This is a genomic window from Curvivirga sp., from assembly GCF_965219885.1.
In the GTDB taxonomy this organism is placed as follows: Bacteria; Pseudomonadota; Alphaproteobacteria; order UBA8366; family Aestuariispiraceae; genus Curvivirga.
In genome coordinates this window covers 244,300-261,896 of sequence record NZ_CBDCOT010000007.1, presented here as the reverse complement: position 1 = coordinate 261,896, position 17,597 = coordinate 244,300, and the positions used below count along the sequence as shown (strand labels likewise).

The 17,597-nt window shown below is 43.7% G+C and carries 13 protein-coding genes; 7 read left to right on the top strand and 6 right to left on the bottom strand.

Annotation, left to right across the window (positions count from 1 at the left end; translation table 11 throughout):
* Positions 1–82: 82 nt before the first annotated feature.
* Positions 83–2,587, bottom strand: coding sequence for a penicillin-binding protein 1A (locus ACOQOA_RS01300; RefSeq protein ID WP_420546864.1), 2,505 nt, complete (start codon positions 2,585–2,587; stop codon positions 83–85).
* Positions 2,588–2,746: 159 nt separating this feature from the next.
* On the bottom strand, positions 2,747–3,883 hold the full coding sequence (locus tag ACOQOA_RS01295; protein WP_420546863.1) for an N-acetylmuramoyl-L-alanine amidase: 1,137 nt from the start codon (positions 3,881–3,883) through the stop codon (positions 2,747–2,749).
* Between the two features lie 865 nt (positions 3,884–4,748).
* On the opposite strand from ACOQOA_RS01295, the gene ACOQOA_RS01290 reads away from it, so the two are divergent.
* Positions 4,749–7,460 (top strand): Rne/Rng family ribonuclease, encoded by a 2,712-nt coding sequence (locus ACOQOA_RS01290; RefSeq protein ID WP_420546862.1) that lies wholly within the window; start codon positions 4,749–4,751, stop codon positions 7,458–7,460.
* Positions 7,461–7,528: 68 nt separating this feature from the next.
* On the opposite strand, the gene ACOQOA_RS01285 is transcribed toward ACOQOA_RS01290, so the two are convergent.
* The gene (locus ACOQOA_RS01285) at positions 7,529–8,122 is read right to left on the bottom strand and encodes a LysE family translocator (RefSeq protein ID WP_420546861.1); all 594 of its coding nucleotides are present in this window, start codon (positions 8,120–8,122) and stop codon (positions 7,529–7,531) included.
* A gap of 102 nt (positions 8,123–8,224) precedes the next feature.
* The gene (locus ACOQOA_RS01280) at positions 8,225–10,381 is read right to left on the bottom strand and encodes a methyl-accepting chemotaxis protein (protein ID WP_420546860.1); all 2,157 of its coding nucleotides are present in this window, start codon (positions 10,379–10,381) and stop codon (positions 8,225–8,227) included.
* Between the two features lie 433 nt (positions 10,382–10,814).
* Between ACOQOA_RS01280 and purC the strand changes: the two genes are divergently transcribed.
* The 6 genes from purC (at position 10,815) to grxD (ending at position 15,616) form a co-directional block, all read left to right on the top strand.
* Positions 10,815–11,585, top strand: a complete 771-nt coding sequence (gene purC, locus ACOQOA_RS01275; protein ID WP_420546859.1) for a phosphoribosylaminoimidazolesuccinocarboxamide synthase — start codon at positions 10,815–10,817, stop codon at positions 11,583–11,585.
* A 106-nt stretch (positions 11,586–11,691) separates the two neighbouring features.
* Positions 11,692–11,934 carry a phosphoribosylformylglycinamidine synthase subunit PurS gene (purS, locus tag ACOQOA_RS01270; protein ID WP_420546858.1) on the top strand — a complete coding sequence of 81 codons (243 nt, stop codon included), beginning with the start codon at positions 11,692–11,694 and terminating at the stop codon, positions 11,932–11,934.
* Positions 11,935–12,011: 77 nt separating this feature from the next.
* Positions 12,012–12,701, top strand: a complete 690-nt coding sequence (purQ, locus tag ACOQOA_RS01265; RefSeq protein ID WP_420546857.1) for a phosphoribosylformylglycinamidine synthase subunit PurQ — start codon at positions 12,012–12,014, stop codon at positions 12,699–12,701.
* 12 nt (positions 12,702–12,713) lie between these two features.
* Positions 12,714–14,936, top strand: a complete 2,223-nt coding sequence (gene purL / locus ACOQOA_RS01260) for a phosphoribosylformylglycinamidine synthase subunit PurL (RefSeq protein WP_420546856.1) — start codon at positions 12,714–12,716, stop codon at positions 14,934–14,936.
* Between the two features lie 57 nt (positions 14,937–14,993).
* Positions 14,994–15,236, top strand: a complete 243-nt coding sequence (locus tag ACOQOA_RS01255) for a BolA family protein (RefSeq protein ID WP_155154611.1) — start codon at positions 14,994–14,996, stop codon at positions 15,234–15,236.
* 41 nt (positions 15,237–15,277) lie between these two features.
* The gene (grxD, locus tag ACOQOA_RS01250; protein ID WP_420546855.1) at positions 15,278–15,616 is read left to right on the top strand and encodes a Grx4 family monothiol glutaredoxin; all 339 of its coding nucleotides are present in this window, start codon (positions 15,278–15,280) and stop codon (positions 15,614–15,616) included.
* Positions 15,617–15,676: 60 nt separating this feature from the next.
* Here the strand turns inward: grxD and ACOQOA_RS01245 are convergent, their stop codons facing one another.
* Together ACOQOA_RS01245 and ACOQOA_RS01240 are read right to left on the bottom strand one after the other, a co-directional pair.
* Positions 15,677–16,240 carry a PAS domain-containing protein gene (locus tag ACOQOA_RS01245; protein ID WP_420546854.1) on the bottom strand — a complete coding sequence of 188 codons (564 nt, stop codon included), beginning with the start codon at positions 16,238–16,240 and terminating at the stop codon, positions 15,677–15,679.
* Between the two features lie 102 nt (positions 16,241–16,342).
* A complete protein-coding gene (locus tag ACOQOA_RS01240; protein ID WP_420546853.1) occupies positions 16,343–17,575 on the bottom strand; it encodes a polyhydroxyalkanoate depolymerase in 1,233 nt (410 codons plus the stop codon).
* Positions 17,576–17,597 lie beyond the last annotated feature (22 nt).

Genomic DNA, 17,597 nt, shown 5'->3' with positions numbered 1-17,597 from the left:
CGCTGACATTGGACATAAGCCATGGACCGGAAATTGGCAAGAGGCATACACTTTCCCAGTCCCGAAAGAAAAGATATTTTAGTTAATAAATACCGCGTGATGTACCTGTTTTCGCACGCAGAGTTTTCTCTTCTTCACCATCAACAGACACATCATCTAAAGTATCGGATCCATCAATAACCACTGCCTGCGCACCAATCCCCGGCTCTGTTCCTGACTTAAAAGCTTCTACGATCACTTTGGAACTTGCTGCATTGGCCAGACGTCCGGTTTCAGCATCAATACGAACCATACGTACACCCGGTGGCGTTCTAAAAGGAATGGCCGGGCGATCTTTCATCACATCAGTCATAAAAGTTTTGAAAATTGGCGCAGCAACTGAGGAGCCAGTTTCTTGTCCACCCCATAACTGGGTACCAAGAGGAATCGGTGTATCAAACCCAACAAAGATGCCTGCAACTAAGTCCGGTGAAAAGCCCATAAACCAAACATCACGGCTATCATTTGTAGTACCTGTTTTCCCGGCTAACGGCTTACCAATGCTGCGAATACGACGCCCTGTTCCACGTTGAACAACGCCTTCCAACATAGTGACAACTTGATACGCGCTTGCAGGGTCAGCCAACACAGCACGCTCATCCGGCAGTTTAGGCATATCCACATCCCCAATAGTCCAAGTCGCATCCTTACATTCCACGCAAACACGCTTGTCATGCTTAAATATGGTTTTACCATGCTTGTCTTGTACACGATCAATAAAGGTTGGTCTAATTTCCTTGCCACCATTCACTAACATGCCATAGGCGCTCGCAAGATCAATAAGCTTCACCGCACCAGCCCCCAAAGACATAGATAACTGTTCCGGCATATCTTCAAGAATATGAAAACGTTTTGCATAGTCAGCAACTGTTTCCATACCAATTGCTTGCGCTAAACGAACCGTCATCAGGTTACGAGACTTCTCAATCCCGATCCGCATAGGACTTGGCCCATAGAATTTTTTAGAATAGTTGGCGGGCTTCCATTTTGGTTGTCCTGGCCCTTGGTCCAATACAAAGGGCGCATCCAAAATCATCGTCGCAGGCGTATAGCCTTTATCCAGCCCAGCTAAATAAACAAATGGTTTAAAGGCTGATCCCGGTTGGCGTTTCGCTTGTGTAGCCCGATTAAACTGACTGCGATCAAAGCTCCATCCACCGGACATCGCCATCACGCGCCCTGTATGAGGGTCAAGTGCAATAATCGCCCCATTAATTGCTGGAACCTGACGTAAAGCATAAGTCCCATCAGGATATTCTACACGTGGACCGCCTTGTTCTTTTGGCGCGCCCGTTTTTACTTCTTCCACAAGCACTACATCACCAAGGGATAAGACGTCAGCAGGGCGCTTCAAAGCACCGCCTACTTTTTGATTCTTCAGAGGTTTTCGCGCCCAGCGTAACTCACGGAAAGGAATAGTGCCTGTTTTACCATCAGAAAAAGCAACAAAGGCAGATTTTTCTTCTAACTCAATAATCGCCGCCTTCTTCCAGCCAACAACACCCGCAGGCATTGTTACTTCCTTAAGACGTTGCTCCCACCCCGTATCAAGACTAATATTTCCCACAACACCGCGATAACCATGACGACGATCATAAGCTTCCAACCCTTTACGCAGAGCATTTTCAGCGTAATCCTGTAAAACGGGATCTAAGGTCGTTCGAACAGACAAACCACCTTCATTCACCACATCAAGGCCGAACTCGTCACTTAATTCACGGCGAACCTCTTCCACAAAATAAGAAGCTTCGACAAATTCTGTCGCCGTACGCGGTTTAACAATCAAAGCTTCATCACGTGCTTCAAGCGCGGAAAGTTGATCAATATACCCTTCTTCCAACATACGCCCTACGACCCAGTTACGTCGGGCAATAGCCGCATCATGCTTTCTAATAGGATGATAGTTATTCGGCGCTTTCGGAAGGGCCGCCAAATAAGCAATTTCCGCCGTAGTTAATTCGTCCATTGATTTATCAAAATAATTCAATGCCGCCGCGGCAACACCATAGGATCCATATCCAAGATAAATCTCATTCAGATATAGCTCCATAATCCGATCTTTGCTCAGCGCTTGTTCAATTCGGAATGCAAGAATAGCTTCTTTGATTTTACGATCTAGAGAGGCTTCATTGGTTAACAAGAAGTTTTTCGCCACTTGCTGGGTGATCGTAGAAGCCCCAATAAAACGACGTTTCTTAAAATATAAACTTACGTTGGTAACCACTGCACGCGCCAAGGCAATTGGGTCAACCCCATGGTGGGCATAAAAATTCTGATCTTCTGCGGCAACAAAACCATGCACTACTTCGCGTGGAATAGAGGTAATCGGCACGAAAACTCGTTTTTCTGTTGCATATTCTGCGATCAGACGCCCATCCCCGGCATGTACACGTGTGGCTGTTGGCGGGTCATAATCGGCCAATTGCTTATAATCTGGTAAATGTTTGCCATATTCCCACAGGATATACGTTGCGCCGGCCCCAACGACCAAGACACCGAAAATCGAAAGGGAAATAAGCCAAGCGAAGAGTTTTAAAAGAAATTTCATAAAGTTAACTTCGGATCAGTTCTCTGAATCCATCCATCCTGATTACATTCTAAGCATAGTTTACCTGAACAGATAAATGCCGCAAGTTTATATGAGATGACATAACTTTATGTCAGAAGAATGGCAAAGAAATAATCACTTAGCAACAAATGTAAACTACTATGATTTACTTAAACGTTCCTGACGTTCAAAATAGCTATCAATCGCCTTTTGTAACGATTTTGCGATCTTTTTATGTTGTGCGGGCGATTTAAGTAGTTTTTCATCCTGGCGATTGGATAGATACCCCAATTCGATCAAAACAGACGGCACTGTAGGGGACTTCAAAACAGCAAAACCTGCAAATCGATGCGTATTTCGCAGCAGCTTGATTTCTTTACCCATTTCACCAACCAACATTTCTGCAAAATGCCAACTCATCTCCATTGTGGCTCTTTGTTCAAAATCCAATAATGTGCGTGCAACAACCTCATCATATCCTGACAAATCTACACCCACTATGATATCTGACTTGTTTTCCTTCGCTGCCAATTTAGCAGCTTCCTTATCAGACGATCTTTCAGACAAAGTATAAACAGACGCTCCACGCACAGAACTACGTTCAATCTTATCTGCATGTAGGGAAACAAAAAGATCAGCGTTGTTATCTTCCGCGACACGATAGCGTTTGCGTAACGGAATATAGAAATCACGGTCACGGGTTAGCTTCACCCGATATCGCCCTGTTGCTAATAATTGCTTTTGAACAGCTTTTGCCACAGCTAAAGTTACATTCTTTTCCCGTGTACCTGCCCCACCAATTGCACCGGGATCAGGACCACCATGCCCTGCATCCAATACAATCATCGGTTTTGTCGGACGTGTGACATCAGAAGATTGCTGTCCATCTGGCGCTGGAATGACAACCGTTTTCACTTCTTCCTGTGCAACGTTTTTCCAATCTGCAGATTCCACTTTTCGTGTGGAAGAGGCAAATTGACTTGCAGATATCGGCTTTAAATCTACTACTAAACGATATGTTTTATTATCAGAACTGCCGAGTATAAAATGCTTTTCAATAGTCACAGGTTTGGATGCATCAACAACAATACGCGTTACCCCTGGGCGAAATAAACCATGACGAAAACCTTTTACAACACCTGTGGCTTTTCCATTATTAGCCCCCCAATCCATTTCAGGCATATCAATAACAACACGATAAGGATTATTTAGTGTGAAGATTTGATAAGCTGGCTTACGGGTCATCTCTACAACGAAGCGTGTCATCTCGCCATGTTGACCGAAACGCAGGTCCACTACCTTATCCGCAGCAAAAGAAACCGTACTGAATAACAGCGCGACTCCAAATAAAACCAATGCAAAAAATTTATAAAATCTAGCCTGATGCTGCATATTTTAACGCAAAACCTGTAATGAAAATTTCATCAAACATGGATTAGTTTGCCCTGCTTCGCAAATCTTTCCAAGTATTGAAATGAAGATATTTGGCTGTTTTTCAAGAATAGAAATAAAAAAACTTAAAAAAAATGCATAAAACTGAAAGATATGGATTGAGCTTTCCTACCAGACATTGCTATTAATGCAATGCGGAAAAAGGTTTCATATTTTGGAAGATGAAATCTGTAAAGCCAGCAAAGATAGGTATATCCCCGCTTTTTATGCGGTTTGCTGAGATTACAGACCTTCCAGAATTTAGAAAGAGACGTTGTTCTCGAAATCCAGCTTGAGGAAAATCCCAGTCATTTGACTTATAAGATTTTCCCGAATGGAAGCGGCCTTCAAATTAAAAGGCAACGCCCCAAGCAAAAAAGGTTTCAAGAACGCGGATCATGATTACAGGCAGTATATGCTGATGCCAACCGCAAGGCGGCCCTTGCTAAATTATAAGCGCCCCTTTTAATGCATCAGCCTCTAACTGTCGTTTTAACTGGTAAACAGTCTTTGGCCCAATTCGGGGTTGATCACTGGAAACTTTAAGGAATAGGCATGTTAACTCTGCGATCCGATAACGTCCTCAGCTTTGCGAAAAATCTTCGCGATGCTGTAGACGGTTTTGCGCTTTTGGCGCAGCGGCGCATCATGCCTCTTGTGAACATCTTGCCGCGCTTATTTGAGGCGAGGCTACCATCCTCTCCCGCCGCGCGGCTTGGAGAAAAAATAAATGGCAAGAAGAATGTTAATCGACGCGACGCACGACGAAGAAACGCGCGTGACGGTCGTGAATGGCAACCGGCTTGAGGAATTCGACTACGAAACAGAAAGCAAACGACAATTAAAAGGCAATATTTATCTGGCAAAGGTGACCCGTGTGGAACCATCTTTACAGGCGTGCTTTGTCGATTACGGTGGAAACCGTCACGGTTTCCTCGCTTTCTCTGAAATCCATCCTGACTATTACCGTATCCCGGTGTCTGATCGTGATGATTTGGTTGAAGACGACCAAACAGACGACGATGATGACGATACAAATGATTCTGATGACACAGAAAACGGCGCACCAGTAGAAGAGCTTGGTGGTGACGAAGGTTCTGATGAAGCACAGGAACAAACAGCAAAACGCCGTCCTCGCCTAAAACGTCAGTATAAAATTCAAGAAGTCATCAAACGTCGTCAGGTTATTCTGGTTCAGGTTGTTAAAGAAGAACGTGGTAATAAAGGCGCAGCCCTAACCACATACCTTTCTTTAGCTGGTCGTTATTGCGTATTGATGCCAAACACATCGCGTGGTGGTGGCGTTAGTCGTAAAATCACAAATGTCGCTGATCGCAAACGTTTGAAATCAGTGGTGGCTGAATTAAAAATCCCGCAAGGTATGGCAGTCATTGTCCGTACCGCCGGTGCTGGTCGTACCAAAACCGAAGTAAAGCGCGATTTTGAATATATTACCCGTCTTTGGGATCAAATTCGCACGAATACATTGGAAGCAACGGCGCCTTCGCTCATCCATGAAGAGGCAAACCTAATCAAACGTTCCATTCGTGATCTTTACACCAAGGAAATCGAAGAAGTCTTGGTGGCGGGAGATGTAAGTTATCGCACGGCAAAAGATTTCATGAAAACCTTGATGCCAAGCCATGCGAAAAAAGTACAACCGTATAAGGATGATAATGGAATTCCATTATTCCAACGTTATCAGGTTGAAAGTCAGTTATCAGCCATTCATGAACCGACCGTGAACTTACGTTCAGGTGGATCGATTGTAATGAACCAGACAGAGGCATTGGTGGCAATTGATGTAAACTCTGGTCGTGCGACAAAAGAACGTCATATCGAAGAAACTGCGCTAAAAACTAATCTAGAAGCGGCCGAGGAAATTGCGCGTCAATTACGCCTTCGTGATATGGCTGGTTTGATCGTAATCGACTTCATCGATATGGACGATAACCGAAACGATGCACAAGTTGAACGCAAGTTAAAGGAAAGCTTGCGTAAAGATCGTGCACGCATTCAAGTTGGTCGGATTAGTCCATTCGGTCTTTTGGAGATGTCCCGCCAGCGCTTGCGTCCAAGCCTATTAGAAGCCATCTCTCAGACATGCCCTACTTGTTCCGGTACAGGATATATTCAATCAACAGATTCCTCTGCTTTAAATGTATTACGTACTATTGAGGAAGAAGGCTTACGTCGTCGAACTGCATTCCTTACCGTTACGGTTAATCCGGACGTGGCAATGTATATCCTGAACAGCAAGCGCGCATCGTTGGCTGAAATGGAAGAAAATTACGGCTATAAAGTAACTATTTCTGTCGATACAAAGATGTTGCCAACTGAATTCAATCTTGAACGTGAAGGTGAATTAGAAGGCGAAGCCTTGATCAAAGATGTGGAACCAATCCAACCGGATGAAGAAACACAGGAACAAGAACAAGGCGAAGGTAAATCCCGTAAACGCCGCCGTCGCCGTCGCGGCCGTAAGCGTGATGATGATCGTGATCAAAATCAAGATGAAGAAAATCTAGATGATACAGAATCTTCAGAGGATATTGATGGTGATCAAGAAGATGGTGACGATAACAACCAGCGTAAACGTCGTAAACGTGGTCGTCGTGGTGGACGTCGTCGTAATCGCAATCGTAATGATCAAGAAGATAATTTAAATGATGACAATGTATCTGAAGATGGCTCTGAAGGTCAGACATCCGATGATAGTTCCTCAGAGAGTGATTCTTCAGAAACATCCGATGAAAATGGCGATGAAAAACCTAAACGTAATCGTGGCCGTCGTACAAACCGTCATCCTGCAAATCGTCGTGGCAACCGTCGTGATCGCAAACAAGATGATGCAAATGGCGAAACCTCCTCAAATGAAGGAGAGAATGAAAAGCCTAGAACCGAAGAAGCACCAGCAATTGCTGCTGAGGCTGCTGTAGAAGGCGTATCACAGATTGTGGAAGACAAACCACGTAAAGTGCGTCGTCGCAAAGTGCCTATTGAAGTTGTTGAAGCAGATGTTTCAGAAGCAGCAAACGTAACTAGATCTGAGGAAAAACCGCAGACAGATGACGTTAAACCTGCAGAAGAAACTTCTGAGCAAAAGCCTGCTAAAAAAACGCGAGCAAAGAAAGCATCTGCGAAAAAATCTTCTGCAAAGAAAGCATCTTCAAAGAAGGCTTCGACAAAGAAAGCTTCTGCAAAGAAAGCCACTGCAAAAAAGACGCGGGCAAAGAAAGCATCTGCAAAAAAAGCTGAGGCCACGGAAGCAACTCCAGCTACTTCGGTGACAGAGGCACCAAAAGCTGAAGCGACACCTAAACCCGCGCCAGCACCAGAAGCTCCCAAGGCGGAACCTGCATCTGCGCCCGCTGCGGAAACACCAGCTGAAAGCAACCAACCAAAACGTAAAGGTTGGTGGAGCCGAGTGATCGGTAGCTAAGCTAAAACTTTAAGATAAAAACATAAAAAGCGGTTCAATTTTGGACCGCTTTTTTCTTGCCGATTTAATTACTTAAGAAGTAACCAAGCAGCTACGATCAATAACATAATTCCAAAGACCATACTTTGAATTCTAACCGCGCGATCACTGGCAAATGTTTTTGCCATCCAACTGCCTCCCAAAGTCCAAACACTATGCGTGAACAAGTTTAATAACAGTAACGCTAATGTCAGTCCTAATACCTGTGGGATAAGAGCTTTATCCGCATTCAAAAACTGAGAATACATGGTCAGGATAATGGAAATCCCTTTTATATTCAGTGCTTGGGAAATCACCCCATCTATAAATCGCAACTGCGGAAGTTCTTTCGCTTCCACATGACGGCGACGCATAAATTTCAAGGCCAACCAAGCTACATAGATAGCCCCAACCACCTGAACCGTTTTCATCAGTATGGGAAATTGCAAAACAATCGCCCCAAGTCCAAAACCGAAGATTAGTGAATAGCTGCTATAAACAACATCAAGACCAAGAATAAAAGGTAATGATTTTCTATATCCCTGTGCCCCACCAGCAACAGCACATAAAAGATTACCTGGCCCGACACTAAAAACCAGCGGAAATAAGACAGATAACCAAAGCAGTACAAATTCAATTGTCATGTTTCACCTTAAGAAAAACGGCCTGTCCTTGATTATCTATCAAGAGAAAGGCCGTTTTGCATCAGTTGAATTGTACCCATAACAATTCAAAAAAGATAACTGTTAACTATTTGCCTGCACTTCCTTTAAGAAAGCATCAATTTGTTTACGGAGATTTTCTGATTGTTGAATAAGATTACCTGTCGCAGATACCACTACATCTGTTGAGTTTTTACTTTCATCTGACATCTGGCTCACTTCGCTAATTTTATTGGTAAGTTCACTTGTTCCTGCCGCTGCTTGTTGCGTATTCCTCGCAATTTCCTGCGTTGAGGCCCCTTGTTGTTCAACCGCTGCTGAAATCGACGTGATAATATCGGACATTTCCTCAATAATCTGACTAATTCCCTCAATCGCCCCAACAGTCTGTTGAGTATCGGATTGAATCTGAGAAACTTGTGAGCTGATCTCACCTGTTGCATTAGCAGTTTGATTTGCTAAAGATTTTACCTCACTTGCAACAACGGCAAAGCCTTTGCCTGCCTCACCTGCGCGTGCAGCTTCGATTGTGGCATTCAATGCCAATAAATTTGTTTGATCCGCAATATCGTTAATCAGCGTTATAACCTCGCCAATACGCCCCGCACTAAGTTCTAGGCCGCGGACCAAATCATTCCCTTCTGCAGCCTGTGTTACCGCACGTCCAGCGATACTTGCAGAATGTTGGACTTGTGAACTAATTTCCTGAACCGACGCAGCCAATTCTTCTGCTGCTGCAGCCACGGTATTTACATTATTGCTCGCCTGATCAGTTACCAGAGATGCTTCAGAAGCGAGTTGTTGAGTATTTCCAACAATCAGATTCATACCATCTGCTGAGTTAGTCATATCCTGTGTTGCACGGTCTACATCCTGCAACGTTTCATGTGCTTGCTGATCAAACTTTTCAACCAATGATGAAATAGCTCTCGCCCGCTGCGTTCTCTCTTCTTGAGCTGCTGCTGTCTCCGCGGCTAAACGCTGACCATCCATCATTGTTTGTTTGAACCCTTTTAGAACTTCGGCAATTTTGCCAAAAGCGGTTTTTCGATCCATCTCGGGAATTTCAGCTTGAGAGGCATCTTTTGCCAATTCTTCCATAGAAGACACCAAGGATAAAATGTTCCCTGCGATATTGCGCCCAACAGCCAAACCAACAATAGAAGCTACGATTATTACAACCAATAATAAGATAAGAATAAACCAGCCTAGCTCAGTCGCAGCTGCGGTGGCTTCACTATGTTGCTGTTCTGCCATGACAGCCCAGTTCAAACCATTGAACGAAAGCGGTGCATAAGCAGTAATCACCTTCACCCCGTCCGCGTTTCGTTCAATCGCTTTACCTGAATTTCCTGCAACAGCATCTTCAACAGATGCATTTCGTGTCTCATTTTCTAATAGTGTTTTCTGCTCACTAAAACGTGAGTTACTCCGCCAAAGTGAATCATCTCCTATCAGATAGGTCTCACCAGTTTCGCCCAATCCCACCGCGTCATGCATAATCTGGTCAATGCGATCAATAGGTAACTGGATAGCAATTACACTTATCAAATTCTTACGTTGATTATAAACTGGTGCGACAAGAAAACCTGCAATTTGATCGCCCTTTGCTGCATAACGACTTAGATCCACATAATGCATTTGTCCCGGCGCTTGCATTTCTAAAGTTTCAGAGACAGCTTGCCCCAGTGCAGTATCTTTCCAAGGGCCAGTTAAAAAATTTGTCGCATAATCATCTTGCTTATAAAGCGTATAGGTCAGGTCACCCTTTTTATTGAAAATATACAGATCCAAATAACCACGATCTTTCACATAATCTCTAAGCCATGGATGATGCTTTTTATGGTTCAGTGAATATTTTGAAAAATCTTCTTTAGCTTTATCAAGTTGATCGCGCTGATCGGCTGGAAACTCATTTTCTGTTATATAGAAACGACGCAAATCTTCGGACGCCTTTTCCTTCATATAATCCCAGCCATTGGTGAAATCCCGTACGATTTTCTGAAATCCTTTACTGGAAATCTGTGTCGCCAGGTCTTGCTCAATGGTAAAGAAATAATCTTGCACCATTTTTGTACGCGCCGACGTCAATGCAGATAGCTTTTCTTCGGCTTCATCGCTCAACGCATTTTGTGCAGCCACAAAACTCACCCCACCTACGATAACTGTAGACAGCAACACCAGACCAACAATAATCACAGGCAAAAGCTTGCCCAACGAGATACGCATCAGAAACGCCATGGTTTCCTCCCGACCTTAAATCAAATTTTAATGTAGATGATATGGAAATTTCCGCTAAAAAAACGGGCTTCCCCCGAATTTCCTGCCACCAATTTGTATATACAATCTTAGGAGAAGCCTGCAGATATGAAAACTATTATTAGTTAAAATTTTATATATGCGCCATAAGGTATTGTTATTGCGACTTTATAATAAAATTACAATCTAGACATATAAATCTAATTTGAGGGTCTTTTAAATATAATTTGAAACAATGTTATAAAATCTTAGCAAATATGATGAAAGGCGATTGTATCTCTGGGCCAATGCTGCTATAGGGCGTGCATGAAAATGAAGGTGTTGATTTTAGATAATCCACCGGACTTCCTGTGACCCAATATTTTGCGATTTATCGACCTAGATATTCGCCCAGACTTTTCACAAGGAAATACAGATGGCAAAGCGCACAAAACTGTATGAAGGCAAGGCCAAAGTCCTGTTTCAAGGTTCTGAACCAGGCACAGTCGTTCAATATTTTAAAGATGATGCCACTGCGTTTAACGCGAAGAAAAAAGGTACCATTAATGGTAAAGGTGTTCTAAATAACATCATTTCCGAATTCATCATGCTTCGTCTGCAGGAAATGGGCATTCCAACCCACTTCATCAAGCGTATGAACATGCGTGAACAACTTTGTCATCAGGTAGATATTATCCCTGTAGAAGTTATCGTGCGTAATGTTGCTGCAGGTTCCATGGCAAAACGCCTTGGTATTCCCGAAGGCACAAACTTACCACGTTCCATAGTTGAGTTTTGTTACAAATCTGACGAATTGGATGACCCATTGATTTCAGAAGAACATGCTGTTGCTTTTGGTTGGGCATCCCCGCAAGAAATTGATGACTTTATGGCGATGACCCTGCGCATCAATGATTATCTTGCAGGCCTGTTTATGGGCATCGGCATCCGTTTGGTTGACTTCAAATTAGAATTTGGCCGTATCGAAGACGAAAATGGCGATGTTCGTGTTGTTCTGGCAGATGAAATTTCGCCGGATAACTGTCGTCTTTGGGATGCGAAGACCAACGAGAAAATGGACAAGGACCGCTTCCGCCGTGATATGGGTGGCGTCGAAGAAGCTTATCAGGAAGTCGCGCGCCGACTTGGAATTTTGCCGGAAGGCGGGATGGCTGAGCTGGAAGAGTCGGATTCCGAAGAATCATAATATAAGAGGCGCAAAGGAGACCCCCTTGCGCCTTTTTCTTTTACAAGAGTTTTAATACCGCACAGTTTTAAAAAACCCTTAAACGGGACTGATTAGGAGAATTTCCGTGAAAGCCAAAGTTACTATCACATTAAAAAATGGTGTATTGGATCCACAAGGTAAAGCAATTGAGCATGCATTAACTGCACTTGCTTTCGGCGGCGTTGACGAAGTGCGTCAAGGCAAAGTTATCGAACTGGATCTGGCGGAAACAGATGAAGCAAAAGCAAAAACACAAGTTGAAGCTATGTGTGAAAAGCTTTTGGCAAACACAGTAATCGAAGATTACGCAATTGAATTAACAGCTTAAGTCAAACTTAAGTTTTTAATTATCGCGTTTTATTTGGCAGGAATGCCTCTAATTTCTAAGTAGGGATGGACGGAAATATGAAATCCGCAGTCATTCTCTTCCCCGGCACCAACCGGGAAAATGATGCAATCGCCGCGTTGGAACAAGCTTCTGGCGTAAAACCTCAACTTGTTTGGCATGGTGAAACCGACTTACCAAAAGTAGACATGATTATGGTCCCTGGTGGGTTCTCATACGGTGACTATTTACGTTGCGGCGCGATGGGCGCTAATAGCCCGATCATGCGTGAAGTTGCCAAGGCAGCAAATGCAGGCGTAACCGTATTTGGCGTTTGTAACGGCTTCCAAATCTTAACAGAAACAGGCTTGTTACCAGGTGCTTTGATGCATAATGCCAGCTTGAAATTCATCTGTAAGCGTACACAGTTGAAGGTTGAAAGCAATGCAACAAACTTCACATCTGCTTATGAAACAGGCCAGGTGATAACCGTTCCGGTTGCCCATAATGAAGGTAACTATTTCGCAGACGTTGACACATTGGATCGCCTAGAAGGTGAAGGTCGTGTGGCTTTCCGTTACTGTGATGAAGATGGCGTGGTTTCTGATGCAACATGCTTAAACGGTTCTCAACGCAATATCGCTGGCATCCTGAATGAAAAAGGCAACGTACTTGGTATGATGCCACATCCAGAAAATGCAATTGACCCGCTTCATGGTGGCGTTGAAGGCAGCCCATTATTTACTTCAATTGTTAATTCTATGAGCTAAGCGAGAAAACCGATGACAGATTATAACGCAAAATTCAATGCGATCGAAGTCACCGACGAGTTGATCGCTGAACATGGTATCACCAAAGAAGAACATGGTATCATGCTAGATATTATGGGCCGCACACCAAATTACACTGAGTTAGGTATTTTCTCTGTAATGTGGTCGGAACATTGTTCTTACAAATCTTCTCGTTTCTGGTTGAAGCAATTACCAACCGAAGGTGAACAAGTCATTCAAGGTCCGGGTGAAAATGCAGGTGTTGTTGATATTGGCGATGGTCAAGCAGCTGTTTTCAAAATTGAAAGCCACAACCATCCAAGCTTTATCGAACCTTATCAAGGGGCAGCAACTGGTGTTGGTGGCATCATGCGTGACGTATTCACCATGGGTGCACGTCCGATTGCTAATATGAATGCACTACGTTTCGGTAGCCCAGAGCACCCGAAAACACGCCATCTACTTTCTGGCGTTGTTTCCGGTATTGGTGGTTATGGTAACTGCATGGGTGTCCCAACAGTCGGCGGTGAGACAAACTTCCACAAAGCCTATGACACCAACATCCTTGTAAATGCAATGACAGTTGGCTTGGCTGATTCTGATAAGATCTTCTATTCCAAAGCATCCGGTATCGGTAACCCTGTTGTTTATGTCGGTTCTAAAACAGGCCGTGACGGTATTCATGGTGCGACAATGGCATCTGCAGAATTCGACGATGATTCTGATGCAAAGCGTCCTACAGTTCAGGTCGGCGACCCGTTCACCGAAAAACTGTTGCTGGAAGCTTGCCTTGAATTAATGTCCACCGATGCGATCGTATCCATTCAGGATATGGGTGCTGCTGGTCTGACTTCCTCATCGGTTGAAATGGCAGATAAAGGTGAAGTAGGTATTGAACTACATCTTGACCAAGTTCCAATGCGCGAAGAAGGCATGACACCTTATGAGTTGATGCTTTCTGAAAGTCAGGAGCGTATGTTGATGGTGTTAAAACCGGGCCGTGAAGACGAAGCCCGTGCCATCTTTGAAAAATGGGAATTGGATTTCGCGGTTGTTGGTAAAGTTACAGATACACGTGAATTGACCATGATGTGGGAAGGCCAACAAGTTGGTTCTATTCCTGTACCTCCATTGGTGGATGCATCTCCAATGTATGAACGCCCATGGGAAGAAACACCACAGCAAGACGTGATTGCAGCTGGTGATGTAAAAGCCGTTGATAGCTTAACAGATCTGTTAAAAACAATCATGGGTTCCCCGAATATGGCATCTCGTCGTTGGATTTGGGAACAGTATGACCATTTGGTTATGGGTAACACTATTCAAGCGCCGGGTTGTGATGCAGCCGTTGTTCGCTTACCTGAAAGCAAGAAAGGGATTGCAATCTCTGTTGATTGTACCCCACGTTATTGTTTGGCAGATCCAAAACAAGGCGGCAAACAGGCAGTCGCTGAAAGCTGGCGTAACCTGACCGCATCCGGTGCAAAACCATTGGCAATCACCAATAACATGAACTTTGGTAATCCTGAACGCCCTCGTATCATGGGTCAATTTGTTGGTGCAGTTAAAGGCATGTCCGAAGCAGCAATCAAATTCAACTACCCTGTGGTTTCTGGTAACGTATCCCTTTACAATGAAACCAATGGTATTGGTATTTTACCAACACCTGTGATTGGTGGTGTTGGTGTGATTGATGACGTATCCAAAGCTGTTTCTATTGATCTAAAAGCAGAGGGCGAAGACCTGATCCTGATCGGTGAAACAAAGGGCTGGTTAGGTAATTCCGTTTATCTGGATACAGTAGAAGGCCGCGAAGAAGGCGCACCACCGCCAGTCTATCTAGACCAAGAATTGGCAAATGGTGATTTCCTACGCGGATTGATTGATGAAGGTTTAGTAACCGCCTCTCATGACTTGTCCGATGGTGGTTTGGCTTGCGCTGCTGCAGATATGGCGATTTCCGGTAAAATGGGTGTAGAACTTGTTCAACCTGCTTCTTCTGATGTGCCTGCACATGCATATTTCTTTGGTGAAGATCAGGCACGCTACCTGATTTCTACGAAAAATGCCGCTGCGATCATCGAAAAAGCAAAAGAATCTGGTATTCCTGCAGAAATCATTGGTAAAACAGGCGGAAGCGACTTGAAGCTTGGTGAAGGTGATGCCATATCTTTGGCAGAGCTTCGTGAAGCTTTTGAAGGCTGGATGCCAGAATATATGGCAGTTGAGCTTTAAATAAGTGCAACGATCAGCTATTCTAAAACCAATAATAACTGATTAGGAGTAACCATCATGCCGATGTCCCAAGGTGATATCGAAAACTTCATTAAGGAAGCCTTGCCAGATGCAGAAGTTGTGATCAACGATCTGCGTGGAGACGGTGACCATTATGCAGCTTTCGTAAAATCAGCAGAATTCAAAGGCAAAAGCCGCGTTCAGCAGCATCAGATGGTTTACAAAGCATTGCAAGGGCGCATGGGTAACGAGCTTCATGCGCTTGCCTTGCAAACAGCTGTACCAGAGGATGGAGAGTAAGCTGTATCTTTTGATCTGCTTACTTGATGAAAGGAAGTAAAATGAGCGACAATCCTGCATTCGAACAAATCGAATCCGAGATCAATGAAAACGATGTAGTGCTATTTATGAAAGGCACACCTGTTTTCCCACAATGCGGCTTTTCGGCTGCAGTTGTACAAGTTTTGAACCATGTCGGCGTACCTTTTAAAGGTATTAATGTCCTTGAAGACATGGATGTTCGTGAAGGCATCAAGGAATATTCCAGCTGGCCGACAATTCCTCAACTATATATCAAAGGGGAATTTATTGGCGGTTGTGACATTGTTCGTGAGATGTTTGAAACAGGCGAACTTTCACAAGCTTTCACAGATAAAGGTGTTGAGCTTCAAGAAGCTTAATGTCAGCTAATCTGAAAGATTTCATAATGCCGCTTGAAGAAATTCAGGCGGCATTATTCTTTACAGATCAATAACCCCTGAAAATTCAATACGCCAATTTTCAGGCACATCATCATTCTCATCCATTGGTGTTTCTGGGATATCGACAGATTCGATAACACCGCAAATATGAGAAACCTTTCCAGATTGATCATAGAAAGGCACATGTATAACTTCATTTAACGTACTAATGCCGTAACGTGATGTCATTAGCTCTCTTGAAAGCACAGGTTTTTGGTCCTGACAGGTTAAATGATAAAGACGTTCAATTTCTCCAAACGACTCCCCAAATAATTCTTCCGATAGGGACTTTCCGACAAAGTGTTGTCCCAGTTGATCCGTGATATACATTCCTTGATACAGAAATGTTATCGTGAAGGGTGTAGCAACAACTGATGTAATAAACAGGTTTCTCCATAGCTGATTTGGCAAATCTTCGGGTAAGAAATCTTTAAAACGTGGCTTGTCTGAATGATAGGTCAGTCCAGACCATATCTGCAAAAAGGCAGATGTTTTGCCTAATTGGGGATTCTTTACAATGCCATCATCAGTAACGACATGGGGTGTTACAGTATGACCAGTCATACAGATCCTCCGGCCAATTCAATTTAGAATTGTCCCCTTACCCACTACCGATACTATAATATGAAAGTCGGATTTCTTTCAATCATTTAAAGAAAATTAATTTTATTCACCATGTTTACGAATAAAAGCAGCAATCTCTGGCTTAATGATTTCTCGCCATTTTCGACCATTAAAGATACCATAATGTCCTACACCTTCCTGTAGATGATTCTTTTTCATATTCGCAGGAATGTTAGAGCACATATCGTGAGCTGCAATAGTTTGTCCCGGCGCAGAAATATCATCCAGCGCCCCTTCAACGGTTAGCAGTGCTGTCTTCTTAATGGCATGCGTATCAACCAAATCGCCTTTATAACGGAATAAACCACGTGGTAATAAGTGGCGTTTAAAGACAGCATCGATCGTTTCAAGGTAGAAATCAGCAGCTGTGTCCATTACAGCAAGATATTCATCGTAAAACTTACGATGTGCTTCTGCTGAATCACCATCCCCCTCAATTAGGTGAGTGAACATTTTCCATTGCGCAACTGTATGGCGCTTAGGGTTCATAGATAAAAACGCATGAAGCTGCATAAAACCAGGATAAACCCGACGGCCCGCCCCTTCAAACCGAAGGGGGACTACATGAATACAATTGCGACGGAACCAATTCATATCATGTTTATCTGCCAATTCCGTCACAACAGTCGACGCAGCCCGCGTATCCAGTGGTCCTCCCATCAATGTCATCGTCTTTGGTTGATATGAGGAATCCTGCATGGCAAGAACAGATACGGCAGCTAGCACCAGTGGTGCAGGTTGGCAAACTGCCATCACATGCGCATCTTTACCTAAATATTTTAGAAATTTGATGACATAACTGATGTATTTTTCAACACCGAACTTACCTTCACCCATCGGGATTTCAGATGCGTCACGCCAATCCGTAACATAGACCTCATGATCATCAATCAATGCCTGCACAGTTCCACGCAGCAAAGTTGCATAATGGCCTGACATAGGTGCGACAAGTAAAAGCTTTGGATGTGTGCCTTCCTTTACGCCTTCGCGCTTAAAATGAACAAGATCACCAAAAGCCTTATGAACAACGGTTTCGATTGTAACAGGTGTTTCTTTTCCATCAACTATTGCAGTATCGATCATCCAATCCGGCTTACCACGTTCACGTAGCAAACTTTCCATCACATGAGAGCCTGCCGCAATGCTTTTACCTATAGGGGTATAACTCCACGGATTCCAAGGATGCGTAAAAGCAACTTCAGTTGCTTCCGCCATAATGCGCAATGGTTCCATTGCCTGCACTTTGGTATCGTAAAAGCTATAAAGCACGATCATAAACCCTCAATAATTGATCCTG

Coding starts and splice junctions, on each gene's coding strand:
- ACOQOA_RS01240 (WP_420546853.1), bottom strand. CDS start 17,575: ATGATCGTGCTTTATAGCTTTTACGATACCAAAGTGCAGGCAATGGAA.
- ACOQOA_RS01245 (WP_420546854.1), bottom strand. CDS start 16,240: ATGACTGGTCATACTGTAACACCCCATGTCGTTACTGATGATGGCATT.
- ACOQOA_RS01290 (WP_420546862.1), top strand. CDS start 4,749: ATGGCAAGAAGAATGTTAATCGACGCGACGCACGACGAAGAAACGCGC.
- purC (WP_420546859.1), top strand. CDS start 10,815: ATGGCAAAGCGCACAAAACTGTATGAAGGCAAGGCCAAAGTCCTGTTT.
- purL (WP_420546856.1), top strand. CDS start 12,714: ATGACAGATTATAACGCAAAATTCAATGCGATCGAAGTCACCGACGAG.
- purQ (WP_420546857.1), top strand. CDS start 12,012: ATGAAATCCGCAGTCATTCTCTTCCCCGGCACCAACCGGGAAAATGAT.
- ACOQOA_RS01280 (WP_420546860.1), bottom strand. CDS start 10,381: ATGGCGTTTCTGATGCGTATCTCGTTGGGCAAGCTTTTGCCTGTGATT.
- ACOQOA_RS01300 (WP_420546864.1), bottom strand. CDS start 2,587: ATGAAATTTCTTTTAAAACTCTTCGCTTGGCTTATTTCCCTTTCGATT.
- ACOQOA_RS01285 (WP_420546861.1), bottom strand. CDS start 8,122: ATGACAATTGAATTTGTACTGCTTTGGTTATCTGTCTTATTTCCGCTG.
- grxD (WP_420546855.1), top strand. CDS start 15,278: ATGAGCGACAATCCTGCATTCGAACAAATCGAATCCGAGATCAATGAA.
- ACOQOA_RS01255 (WP_155154611.1), top strand. CDS start 14,994: ATGCCGATGTCCCAAGGTGATATCGAAAACTTCATTAAGGAAGCCTTG.